Annotated in this window: 8 protein-coding genes; 3 read left to right on the forward strand and 5 right to left on the reverse strand. The window is 51.8% G+C overall.

The genetic code is table 11. The features are described from left to right. Positions 1-37 precede the first annotated feature (37 nt). The 3 genes from KF749_06525 to KF749_06535 are packed head-to-tail and all read left to right on the forward strand — an operon-like array spanning position 38 to position 2,711. A complete protein-coding gene (locus KF749_06525; protein ID MBX2990810.1) occupies positions 38-1,096 on the forward strand; it encodes a histidinol-phosphate aminotransferase family protein in 1,059 nt (352 codons plus the stop codon). Then, a complete protein-coding gene (locus tag KF749_06530; GenBank protein MBX2990811.1) occupies positions 1,096-1,815 on the forward strand; it encodes a phosphocholine cytidylyltransferase family protein in 720 nt (239 codons plus the stop codon). Before KF749_06525 ends, KF749_06530 begins: the two co-directional genes overlap by 1 nt. Before the next feature lie 2 nt (positions 1,816-1,817). Beyond that, entirely contained in the window at positions 1,818-2,711 is an 894-nt protein-coding gene (locus tag KF749_06535) for a CDP-alcohol phosphatidyltransferase family protein (GenBank protein MBX2990812.1), read from the forward strand. Here KF749_06535 and KF749_06540 read toward each other — a convergent pair. From KF749_06540 to KF749_06560, 5 genes are all read right to left on the reverse strand, one after another. Next, positions 2,668-6,075, reverse strand: a complete 3,408-nt coding sequence (locus KF749_06540; protein ID MBX2990813.1) for a hypothetical protein — start codon at positions 6,073-6,075, stop codon at positions 2,668-2,670. The genes KF749_06535 and KF749_06540 overlap by 44 nt on opposite strands. Positions 6,076-6,273: 198 nt before the next feature. Beyond that, a complete protein-coding gene (locus KF749_06545) occupies positions 6,274-6,879 on the reverse strand; it encodes a class I SAM-dependent methyltransferase (protein ID MBX2990814.1) in 606 nt (201 codons plus the stop codon). 205 nt (positions 6,880-7,084) lie between these two features. Further along, the gene (locus KF749_06550) at positions 7,085-8,404 is read right to left on the reverse strand and encodes an NAD(P)-binding domain-containing protein (protein MBX2990815.1); all 1,320 of its coding nucleotides are present in this window, start codon (positions 8,402-8,404) and stop codon (positions 7,085-7,087) included. 7 nt (positions 8,405-8,411) lie between these two features. Continuing rightward, positions 8,412-10,004 carry a hypothetical protein gene (locus KF749_06555; GenBank protein ID MBX2990816.1) on the reverse strand — a complete coding sequence of 531 codons (1,593 nt, stop codon included), beginning with the start codon at positions 10,002-10,004 and terminating at the stop codon, positions 8,412-8,414. Beyond that, complete coding sequence (locus KF749_06560) at positions 10,004-12,430, reverse strand: hypothetical protein (GenBank protein MBX2990817.1); 2,427 nt, start codon at positions 12,428-12,430, stop codon at positions 10,004-10,006. The genes KF749_06555 and KF749_06560 overlap by 1 nt, the downstream gene beginning before the upstream one ends. Positions 12,431-12,660 lie beyond the last annotated feature (230 nt).

Genomic DNA, 12,660 nt, shown 5'->3' on the forward strand with positions numbered 1-12,660 from the left:
GGCAACGTTTCATACACACATGTAAGGATTTTCTTTTATGGATCAGATTGTCTTGGATCGGAATGAGAACCAGTATGGTCCCGCTCCGGCTTGCTATGACGTGCTGCGTAATGCGAATCTTGAACAGCTCAGCTTGTATTCCCGCGACTTTGCCAAGGGAAGAAAGAGCGAACTTTCCCAAAAGATAGCCGACGACATCGGCATCCCGGAGGAACGGGTCCTGTTAAGCTACGGAAGTGAAGATATGCTGAAGCAAGTCGTGCATTGCTACCTGCATGAAGGAGAGCGACTTCTGCTTCCCCAGCAATCATGGTGGTACTACAAAAAGATCGCAAAGGAAGTACACGGCGCTCATGTAGAATATCCCCTGCATGAGCGGGGCAGCCGGTTTGAATTTGATGTGGATGAGATTATCAGGCTGTACCACATTCACAAGCCGCACCTCATTCTCATTGCGTCGCCCAACAACCCGACCGGCAGCACAATGCGGCGTGACGACCTTGCACGACTCATTGACTACTGCACCGATTCCTTCATCGTTCTCGATCAGGCTTACTTCGGTTTCGAGGATTCGACCAACGACCAACTGAAGAACCTGCTCGATACGCACAGCCGGCTTGTTGTGTTGAGGACCTTCTCGAAATACTATGCTCTGGCAGGCCTCCGCATCGGGTATACATGCGTCGGAACAGAATTGACCCACCTGATCGAGTTCAGCGCACGATATCTGGGCTACAATCAACTGACGGAAAAGATAGCTCTTGCAGCTCTGTCGGACAAGGCGTACTACGAACGCATCACCAACTATATGCGTGACGACAAGGCCATATTCATGCGGGAGTTCAATCAACTGGAGGGATTCAAAGCATTTGAATCTGACGCGAACTTCATGCTGGTACGTTTCCCGGTTGACCACAAGAAACAGCTGCAAGATGGATTGAAACAGCGCGGCGTAATTGTGAAATTTCTCGATGATCCCGGCGTTACGGATTGCATCCGCATCACCATTGGCACTCGTGAACAAAACGCCCGAGTGGTGGAAGCATTCAAGGACGTCGTCTTGCGTCTGCCGGCCCTCATCGAGGTTGTAAGATAATGACGGGTGTCATTCTTGCCGCAGGAATCGCGTCGCGGCTCCGACCTCTGACTAACGATCTCCCGAAATCGCTGCTTGAGGTTGGCGGCAAACCTTTGCTGCAACGCAATCTTGAATCGCTGAAAGCAAACGGCATTCGCAGGTGTGTGATGGTAACGGGGTATCTCCATGAAATGATCGAGAGATTTGTCTCAAGCCTGCAGCTCGGAATCGAGATCGAATTCATCCACAATCCTGTGTTCGATCAAACCAACAATAACTACTCCCTCTGGCTTGCGCGGCCTGCAGTTCATGCCGAGGATATTGTGTTGCTTGACGCCGATATTCTCTTCCACAACACCATTCTGACACGGTTACTTGCATCTCCTCACGTTGATGCACTTATCATGCGGGCCGACGGCTCTCTCGGGCATGAAGAAATCAAGTGTGAGGTACGTGCTGACGGATCAATAGCCCGGATCGGAAAGCACATTGAGCCGGAACGCTCGGCGGGAGAATCACTCGGGATCGAGCGATTTTCCGGCCCGACAACAGCCAAACTCTTTGATGTTCTTTCACGCCGCCATGTGCACGATGAGTTCTACGAAGCGTCCTTTCAGGAAGTAATTGACAACGGTGCAAAAATCTATGCAATTGATAGCGGTGGATTGCCTTGCATGGAAATTGATACGCCAGATGATCTCCTCGCGGCAGAAAAGCTGGCAAAAAAGTTGAAGTGACTGTGCAGAAAACGTACTCCTACGCTGCATCGGTAAAGTCGGGAGTCTCCGATGAACTCATCAACACCTATCTGATACGCCCGCTGGCTGGCATCGCTGTCCGTCTCATCTACAGTACCCCCCTAACACCAAACCATGTTACGATCGCATCGATATTCGTCGGGCTGGTTGCTGCGTATTTCTATCTCGAAGGCACGGCGTTGCACAACCTCGTCGCCGGTTTTTGCATAACGGTAAAGGATGTTCTGGATTCCGCCGACGGGCAACTGGCCCGGGCAAGACAGCAGTACAGTCGCGTCGGCCGGTTTCTCGACTCTATCGGTGATATAATTGTAAATGCTCTTGTGTTCTGCGCTATCACTGTTGCGCTCATATACGGCTCCGGTTCCGCAGCGCTGGCCTTCCTTGGCGTACTCGCATTCGTCGGCACAACTCTCCGGGTTTCCTACCACGTATTCTACCATACATCATTTCTTCACTTGAGCAACTCATACGAAGCAAACAGAGTTACGGAGGACATCACTTGCGAAGATGCGCAAGAAACGCCCATGACGCTTCGTCTCCAGCGTGTATTTTTGTTCCTGTACGGATGGCAGGATAGACTCATGGTAGAAATTGATCGTTGGTGTTACGGAAAAGGTGAACCCGATTCGAGATTCTTCAAGCGATGGTACAGCGACCGCATCGGATTGCGATTGTCGGGGTTGTTGGGGTTGGGAACGGAGTTGTTTCTCTTAATGCTGCTTTCTGTTACGAATCACCTGCAGGAATACCTTCTTGCCAACATCTTCGGCATGAACTGCATATGGGGCATTTCCGTTTTGTACCGGAAGCGTTTCCTTGCACAACAAGTCAAGGATGCACAGCATCCCGATCGCCTGTCAGGTGGTCCATAATGGCAGCATGTTGATCTACTGTAATGCCCATTTGTTCACGCAGATGGGCGGTTGCCTCCATATGATCACGGCCGAGTTGCTTCGCGTCGAGCATTCGCCGCATGGTATCGGCGTATGCCTCAACCCGGATGGAACGTTCCATAACAGCATGATCGTTTTCGCTAATACCAAGAGAGGAACGGATTGCAGCCAACAACGATGCTTCTTCGCCGGCAGGGTTGCCCTCGCTCCAGAGGTGTTTGAGAAAACTTCTGTACAATCCGACCGACTCCTTGCGTAACGTCGACCGACGTTCACTCAACGTCCGTTCTCTGGCTTCTTCCTCCCGCTTCCATGCCGTGCCCCGGTTTGTGCGTTGTTCAAACACGCGCCGCGCCTCTTCTTTGAGGTTCATGTCATTCAGGATATCCATCTCATAATCCTGGGCACGCGTGTGTGAAGGATCGATAGCGTATACGGTTTCGATTTCTGCTCGCGCTTTGTCGAATTGACGATGCCGGTAGAAATCTTCAATCTTTTTGAGAATCACATCGATCTTGCTCTTGCGAATTGCACGCTTCTCCTCCTCCTCGCGCTCTTTAAGTGTAAGTTCGGCGATTTCCTTTTGAAGCGATTCGACTTTGTGAAGATGTTCCTCCCGCCAGCGGCGGGCGCCCTCTTTCCGTTTGACCTGATGTTGACGCCCGTTGTAGATCTCCGTTTCCAACTCCTTGGCTTCGGCGTCGGTTGGATTGACGAGATAGATTTTCGTCACTTCCTTCATTGCATCCTCGAACCGACCAGCGGCAAGGAACTGCCTTGCCGACTCAAAGTATGAACGGAGTTTCTTTTGTTGGGCCAATCGTCGCCCCTCCGCGATTGCCTGACGGACCGCCTCTTCGTGGTTCTTCGTCAGAATTTCCTGCTCATCCTTGAGGCGTTCGATCTCGGCCTGCCTCAACCGTTCGGATTCTTCATCCTTTCGACGCTTTTCGGCAAGAAGGCGCTGTTCCTCCTCCTCAATTCGACGTGCCTCATGTTCTGCCTTTTGTTGCGCTTCATGCTCAATGCGCCGTCGCTCGGCTTGAAGAAGTTGTTCTTGTTCGGCCTCTACGCGCCGTTGCTCTTCCTCAATCTGTTGTTGGTATTCTTTCTCGATGCGTATTCGCTCTTCATCATCAGCCCGTTGTTTGAGTGCGCGCTCTTCTTGTTCCTTCTGTTCGGCAAGTTCAAGCTTGCGACGTTCCTCTTCAAGCCGGGCTTGCAGTTCATCTTCAATGCGCTGACGCTCGGTTTCCAGTTTCGCGGAAGCGGCACGCTCAAGACGCAGACGCTCTGCTTCAAGTTCTTCCTGTGCTTCTTCCTGAATCCGTTTCCGGGTTTCTTCTTCCAGGTACTTCTGCTTCTCTATTTCCGCCACGTGTCGTGCCTCTTCGTTGGCACGCCGTTCCTCCTCTTCGCGTTTGCGGGCTTCCTCGGCGGACTTCAGTCGCGTTTCCCGCTCGATGCGTTTACGCTCGGCCTCGAGGAGTTGCTGATGTTCCTCGGCAAGCCGTCGTCGCTCCTCTTCAATCTGACGTTTGAATTCCTCCTCAATGCGCCGGCGCTCTTCCTCCTCTGCCCGTTTCCGGACTTCCATTGCTTCGTTCTCCCGCCGGTGCTCCTCATCGAGTTTGCGTTGCTGCTCTTCGATTCTGGCTTGCAGTTCCTTCTCGATACGTCTCCGTTCTGCTTCCAGTCGGGCCTGTGCCTCAGCCTCAATCCGCTTGCGTTCCTCTTCGAGTTGCTGACTTGCCTGTTCGGCGATGAGCCGCCGGGCATTCTCTTCTTCTTCTTTCAGACGAAGTTCCTGCTGCCTGCGCTGCTCCTCTTCCTGGCGTTTTCGAAGTTCTTCCGCCTCGATGCGTGCACGCTTTTCTTCATCGTAGCGTCGGCGTTCTTCTTCAAGCTTGCGGGTTGCCTCCTCAAGCTTTCTGCGGATTTCCTCTTCGGCCCGTTTGTGGGCCTCTTCCAAATCACGTCGACGAAGTTCTTCCTCCCGTTTCCGTTTGGATTCAATTTCCGCTGATTGCTGTACAGAAGCTTCATCGAGTTTTCTACGCTTTTCTTCTCCTTTCAACGCCGCATCGATAATCTCGCGTTGACGGGCAAGTTCCTCTTCAACCCTCCTCCGCTGGTCTTCTGCACGTTGGCGCGCTTCTTCGGCGAGCTTTCGTTGCTCTTCTTGTTCTTTTCGACGTACTTCTTCTGCAAGTCGGAGCAGTTCTTCCTCCTCAGCCCTGCGCCGTGATGCTTCGGTGATTTTGCGAACTTCCTCTTCTGCAAGCCGCTTTGCATCCTCGGCTTCGCGCATTGCTTTTTCTGCAATACTTCGCTTTTCCTCTTCACCGGCTTTAATGAGGGCTTCCAACTCGGCACGCTGACGGGCGATTTCCTGCTCTGCAAGTCGTTTTGTTTCTTCCACAACACGCTGAATCTCGGCTTCAGCAGATTTACGCGTTTCTTCGGCTATGCGGCGTCGTTCTTGTTCCTCTTCATTGAGGCGACGCTCCATTTCAGCACGTTGCCGCGCAATTTCTTGCTCGGCCTGACGTTTCGCCTCCTCGGCGGTGCGGAGAGCCTCCTCGGCAATTTTTCTTTTTTCTTCCTCACCTGCTTTGACTATTGCTTCCAAGTGGGAACGTTGTCGGGCAAGCTCCTCCTCGGCCTTCCGCCGAGCTTCCTCAGCTTTGAGGCGCTGTTCTTCTTCCCATTTGCGTTTCTGCTCCTCGGCGAGACGATCCTGCTCTACCTTCTCCGCTTTCTGGATGGCTTCGTGCGCAATGCGACGGCTTTCCTCCTCGATTGCCTTGAGTTTCTCTTCAAGTTCGGCGCGCTGGCGGAGGCTTTCCTCATTGCTCTTCTTCCGAACCTCCTCGATCTTCAATGCAGCTTCAACCAACGATTTTTGACGGGCAAGTTCGGCTTCGATTTTCTGACGAGATTCGGTGGCGCGACGTTGGGATTCGTCGTCAACCGGTTCGCTTTTCTTCTGTTTATCAGCACTTTTGCCAAGCCCGCGTTCTTCTCTGACTGCAAGATTCTCAGCAGCCGGCGTGCGTATCTCAGCAACACGAGCAGTACGCGTTTCGGGCTGGTTCGATGGAGGTGAAGTTAGTGGCGATGACGATGATGATGGTGTTCGCTTCGCATGCTGTTCTTGAAGAGCATAGTGGACGCGTTCCCGATATGCAAGTGCATACGGATTGTTCGGATCGGTATCCATGGCCTGTTGGACAAGCCGTTGCGCGCCCTCATAATCGGCAACCTTGAACAGCTTGTCAGCCATTTTCAGGTATTCGCCGCTTCTCTTGCGCCGCTCTTGTGCTTCGTCCAATTCAGCCATTTGGGGGAAAGAGGTAGTTTAATACAGTACTCTATCTCATAAGAGAGATTAAAAAAATGTGCCAAAAAATATATCCATTGATGTTTTGATTGTCAATGAATCCACACAGGCGTATGACGGCGTTCACAGTAGATTGTAGAAATTGGCATTACGGGGGGAAAACCACTCAATCGGGCGGCGTTCAGTGTGAAATGTGTATTATGTTCTGGCTCGATAGAAGGAAACGGAATGCTCCATTCTCAAGTTCTTCCTGTCCCAATACTCATACCGCTCCAGCCAAGGGTGTGAGCGGAACACATCATCATGTTCCGGGTTTGCATACGCAAGACGAATGCGAGATTTGTTTGGGCCTGTATCGGCTGCAATCTTCCGAAGAACTTGATCCAACGTGACCGCCCCGAAAGGATTGAAGAGCGTGAAGACGGTACCGTTCGAGTAGTCAAAATGCTCGGCCATGCCCCGATGTACTTCCACCGTTGATTTCCTCTCCCTCATGCGTATGACATTTCTCCGGGCGTGGCTGCACAGATCTTCTGAAAGCTCCACTCCAATGACCTTCCGGACCTCTAATCGAGCAGCACAACAAAGGACGCGGCCCTTGCCGCTGCCGATATCAATGAAAACATCGGAAGGATCCAGCGCAAGGAAAGTGATAACCCGCTGAATGGTTGAGTAGAGCATGGTGGCATAGTGATGGGCATCAGGATAATTTACTTCGATAATACCCCTCGTAGATATGCCGAGGCGATACTCCCAATAGAGATTGTGGAGACGCTTCCTGAATGGAGTCCGCGCTATGATCACGTTGCTATCCGGCGATGGTACATGAATCCTGTTTCTTGGCTGACTAATATACCCGCGGAATAGCCTTTTTGCAAACTCATCAGACACACTACGATATACGTCACATCCTTTCCCAACCCATTACGATGAGGTCGATGATTCGGGATTATTCCCCTGTCATACGCCACAAACGCGACAGTTGGTGGACTTTGACTGCGTCCTTTTCTTATGCCGCAACCGCCTGCGCCTCAACCTCCGCCGGTCTGAGCTTGATGCCGCATTTCTTCAATAGTTCCGTCGGCAATTCCCCCCCGGCGAAAATGAACACAAAATCGTTCTTCAGATTGTGCATGATTTTGCCCGACTCCTGCACAAGAACAGTGTCTTCCCGTATTTCAAGAACTTGCGAATTGAACATTGTGTGGAGTGTGCCGGAATCAAGGTACTGTCTCACCTTTTGTTCATTCTTTTCTTTCAGACGCACGAAATCTTCTTTGCGATAGCTGATAGTCACAACATTCCCCGTCTGGCTTGCAAGCCCGATTGCAGCTTCGACGGCGCTATCACCGCCGCCGACGACGAGAATATGTTTGTGCTTGTATGATTCTGCCTCAATCAATCTGTACATCACCTTGGAGAGATTCTCTCCTGTCACGCCCAACTTGCGGGGGCTTCCACGCCTCCCCAGAGCAAGCATAACGTTTGCCCCGGTGAATTCGGCCGTCTGCGTCTTCACGATAAAGCGATCGTTTATGTTGTGAATCACCTCGACCTTTTGCCCTGTGACGACATTCAAGTGAAATCTCCCGACGACCTCCTTCCAGATTCTCAACAATTCTTCTTTTTTGATTTCCGAGACCTTCAGCTTTCCGTACAATGGTAACTCCACAGGACTCGTGAGCACGAGTTTTTGACGCGGATAATGCAACAATGCTCCGCCGATTTCGTCTTGTTCGAGCAGAACATACCGCAAGTTTAACGCTTGTGCCGAGAGGGCGGCAGAGAGACCCGCCGGTCCCGCACCGACAATAACAATATCCAGCCCATCCAGATGTTTTGACCGGCCGTTTGAGGCAACGTGTTGCACAGCCTTTTTCCCGTGAGCAATTGCGTTCTTGATCAAACCCATGCCGCTCAACTCGCCGATGATATACAGGCCGCGGACATTCGTTTCGAAGTTGTGATCATACTGGGGAAGTTCCATGCCTTGGCGCGGCGTTCCGAAACCGAGCGTGATGGCGCCAACGGGACACACATCAGCACACAAACCATGACCCACGCATTTTGTTCCGTTGATGATTGCAGGTCTGCCTTGCACGATACCCAACACGTGTTCAGGGCATGCACGCACGCAATTGGCGCAGCCAATGCAGTTCGTGAGATCGAAATGGGGATGCATCGTGACGGGAGGCAGTATTCCCATCCGCTGGTTCTTCTCAAACTTCTCAACCGCTTCCCGCTTGTGGCGCGCAACTCTTCTCCAATAGGGAACAGCAATCGCCCCGAACAAAACGACAAACACCAGTAGTGTATAGGCCGTCTCCATTCTTCGCCTACAATCGTACGCTCAGTTCGGCAAATACAGAATTCGACACTGTACCATACCCGCTCAGCCTGTCGTACGATGCGACAAAGTTGAGTTCTCTCGTAAGAAACACTATCACGTCAACGCCTAGTGTGGAGCTTGAGCTTCTCACATCGGTTTGCTTCACCGTGTAACCGTTGCGATGTGCGCGAAGAATGATATCGAGAAGTTGCGCGAAAGTTTTCTGGATCGAAACACCGTATCCGGTTCCACGTGTAAACTGATTCGCATTCACATTCATAGTGGTACGGATGCCGATTCCACTTGAAAGAACATCAGAGATGTTGATTGCCGAGTAGTTCGAGTAGTCCCTGCCGAACGATGCGTGTTCTGAAGACCGGGGCGTATACGTATTGAACAGCGATATACCACCCGGCAACAGGATATTCACGCTGATACTCACTCCAGAGCGTACGTCGTTCCTCAGAAGTGAATCCGGAATATGCCGTACGGTTTCGAAGCTGTAATACGGTCTGGATGCGTCGGCCCCGATGCCGACACTCACCGGACGGATGATACGATAGTTGAGATGAACGTTCGCACCGGTCAGCTTGGGCGAGAGGATGAAGTTGCTGCCGGACTTTCTTCTCAAGTCAATTTCCGTATTGGCATAGAGAAAGAGGTTCGACGCAAGCGAAGCATTCATCAGCACACTGGTTACCTCCCGGTCAAGCGCCGACCGAAAGTACGTACGTGCATACGCAGTCGAAACAGACAACGCAATGCGATCGGGTGTTCTGTACTGTGCGAATACCGCAACCTTCCTATAGTCTGTGGAAATGCTGCGCAGATTGAATGCGGGTTGGTATCCGACTGTCACTCCCGCAGTCAGGTTGCCAAACGCTTTCGACACGAGCGCCCCGTCGATATAGCCGATGGAGGGCGAAAAGACAGGTATAATCCGCCCGAAAGAAAGAACATTCTCACCGTCATCGTAACTTACCGAGAGACCGTAAACACGGGTTTGGTTGATCGCTCCTCCGGAGAACGGGCTTTTGTTTCCGACAGAAAGGGTTCTGACATTTGCGTATACGTCGAACTTCAGAGGGATGTCGCGCAGCGTGCCGCGCAAGTTAACGACAACTCCGGGCTGTGAACTGTTGAACAGTGTATTGTCGTAGAGAGATGCGAAGTACTGGGCGCTAAGCCTACCTCGCACGCTCAGAATGTTTTCCTGGACAGAAACAGGGGGCAACGCACGCGGATTGGGAAGCGGAACCCTCGAAGGTTGATCTGCCGTTCGGATAGTGTCGGTTGCCGGCCGGATTGTTTCAACAATTTCTATGGTTCCGAACACCTCATCACCGATGCCGGTAGAACGCGTGCCGTGCAAAACGCGGCAGGCCGAGGACTTCGAACTCACAGCAAACACTTTCAACGCTGTCGTATCACTGCCCGAAACAACAAAAAGAAGAGTAGAATCCTGAACCCCCGACTCTCTCCCCAGCGACGTGTACACTGTTCCGCTTGCCACGTACGTCACCTTACCACGTATGTGCTTCACTTCACCTCTTGCGCTCAGTGCAAGCAGTATGCACACCCACACATATCTTCTCCTCATTACACATTCCTGTGGCAACTGTAACATGCCGGACTATTGTACTGGTAGCCGGGAACACCTTGGTGTTCATCATCCATTTCCGATTGTCTGTGTTCGTGGCAACTGATGCACGTGAAGTTCTGATATTGGCCGATCGACGGGTGGCACTGCGAGCAACTCGTCCACTTGTTTCGATGCTTGCCGGAGTAAATCCTGAAGAATTGCTGATCATGGTTGAACGTTGAAGGAAGCCACGCCGACTGTGTATGGCACGGCGTGCAATCGTGACCAAATTGCAGCGTGACGTGATTCGGGTTCGTCGGGATAGCGTACTGCGTTGCGTGGCATTGATAGCAGTTCGTGTACGTGAGTTGGTAGTTTCCGTTCACATGACACGAAATGCAGGCAGTCGCGGTATGTGCGCCTGTCAAAGGAAAACTCGTTGATGAATGATTGAATGTCGCTGGCTGCCACGCTGACTGCGTATGGCACGTCAGACACTCATGACTGAACTGCCCTTGCTGATGATTCGGATTTGTCGTTGCATTGAAATCCCCGGAGTGACAATCCCAGCATGTGTTCGGAAGTCCCTGATATTGGTTGTTGATGTGACACTGATTGCACGACACTGCCTGGTGCGCGCCAACAAGCGGAAACGGCGTACTTGCATGACTGAATGTCGACGGCATCCACGCAGTTGTTGTATGGCAGGGCACGCAGTCGTGACTGAAATTACCAAGAACGTGGTTCGGACTTTGCGGCTGCGCATACTGCGTTGTATGACACGGATAGCAATTTGTGTACACAAGCTGATAGTTGCCGTTGATGTGGCACTGCTGGCATTGTGCCGTCAGATGCCGGCCTGTGAGCGGAAACTTTGTAGTTGAATGATTGAATGATGCGGGTTGCCATGCAGATTGCGTGTGGCATTGCAAACAATCGTGACTGAATTGTCCCTGCTGATGGTTCGGATTTGTTGTATTGTTGAACGTCGTTGCATGACAATCCCAGCATGTACCAGGAAGACCCTGATATTGGTTGTTGATGTGACATTGATTGCACGACACGGACTGATGGGCACCGACGAGCGGGAACGGCGTAGTCGAATGACTGAAAGTTGACGGCAGCCATGTTGCTGTTGTATGGCATGGCGCACAATCCTGATTGAAATTTCCGAGAACGTGGTTCGGGTTCTGCGGAAGGGCGTACTCGGAAGTGTGGCACGGATAGCAGTTTGTGTACACAAGCTGGTAGTTGCCGTTGATATGGCATTGTGCACATTGTGCGGAAAGGTGCCTGCCTGTCAACGGGAAGTTTGTGGTATTATGGTCGAACGATGCGCCATCCCAACCGTTTGTTGAGTGGCATTGTGTACAATCATGGCTGAAATTCCGCTGCACATGGTTCGGATCTGTCGCTCCAAGATAATTGTGAGAATGGCAATCCCAGCATGTTCCGGGCAAGTTCTGATATACACTGTTCACATGGCATTGATTGCACTGCGTGGCAATGTGACGGCCTGTGAGCGGAAAACCTGTCGCTCCATGATTAAACGATGAGGGAACCCATGCCGACGTGGTATGACACGGCGTACAATCGAGGGCGAAGCTCGGTGTTGCATGCCGCGGATTTGTCGGAAGATTATAATTTGCCTGATGGCACTCGTAACAATTTGTATAGGTAAGCTGGTAGTTATTGTTGATGTGACATGCCTGGCATTGCGTACCGGCATGCCGCCCGGTCAACGGAAATTGTGTCGCGTTATGGTCGAACTGCGCCGGACTCCATGCGATTGAAGTATGACACAGTTGACAGTCCGTCGGAAAACTGCCTGCAACATGGTTCGGGTTCATTGCGGAATTGAACTGCGTGCGATGGCATGAAACACAATCTGTAGGCTTTCCCGCAAACACATTGTCGGCGTGGCAATCCCGGCACTGCTGATTGCGATGGGCACCAACAAGCGGAAACCGTGTCTGATCGTGGTTGTACGCGACTCCGGACCATCGCGAAGTGGTATGGCACGTTTGACATGCAGTCGAAAAGCGAGCCGCCGCATGATTCGGATTTGCCGTCGAAGTATACTCAGGCTGGTGACAAGACACACATTCCGTTGGTGTTGATTTGAAGACCTGGTTCTTGTGACAGGTAAAGCACGATGCCGCAACATGTGCCCCCGTGAGAGGAAATCGCGTCAGTTCGTGTTGGAATCCCGTTCCCCACCTGAACGCCGTAACGTCGTGGCACTGCATGCAATCGGTGGAAAATCCTGACGTAACATGATTCGGAGATCGTGCAGCCGAAAAATCCTCCTTGTGACACCCAAAGCAATCAATCGGGGTCCCCGCAAACTGCTTCTGAGCGGCATTCGTGTGGCATGTCTGGCAGGGTAATGTCGAGTGTTTGCCGAGGAGTGGAAATCGGGTTGATTGATGTCTCTGCACCATGTCGGCAATTTTCCAAGACTGCGTTGTATGACATCGCAAGCAGTTGTTTCCCATCTCACTTTTGTGAACATCGGTGTGACATGACAGGCAGTCCGAAGACTTCTTGGGAAATTTCAGGCCTTCATGACACGATACACACTGCAGCGACGTGTGTTGCCCGGTCAATGCAAAACCTGTTGCTTCGTGGTTGAATATACCACCGTCCTTTATTTTCCACGTTTCCGTTGTGT

The organism is Bacteroidota bacterium (assembly GCA_019637975.1).
GTDB lineage: Bacteria > Bacteroidota > Ignavibacteria > UBA10030 > UBA6906 > CAADGV01.

Coding starts and splice junctions, on each gene's coding strand:
- KF749_06540 (MBX2990813.1), bottom strand. CDS start 6,075: ATGGCTGAATTGGACGAAGCACAAGAGCGGCGCAAGAGAAGCGGCGAA.
- KF749_06550 (MBX2990815.1), bottom strand. CDS start 8,404: ATGGAGACGGCCTATACACTACTGGTGTTTGTCGTTTTGTTCGGGGCG.
- KF749_06555 (MBX2990816.1), bottom strand. CDS start 10,004: ATGAGGAGAAGATATGTGTGGGTGTGCATACTGCTTGCACTGAGCGCA.
- KF749_06530 (MBX2990811.1), top strand. CDS start 1,096: ATGACGGGTGTCATTCTTGCCGCAGGAATCGCGTCGCGGCTCCGACCT.
- KF749_06560 (MBX2990817.1), bottom strand. CDS start 12,430: ATGGTGCAGAGACATCAATCAACCCGATTTCCACTCCTCGGCAAACAC.
- KF749_06525 (MBX2990810.1), top strand. CDS start 38: ATGGATCAGATTGTCTTGGATCGGAATGAGAACCAGTATGGTCCCGCT.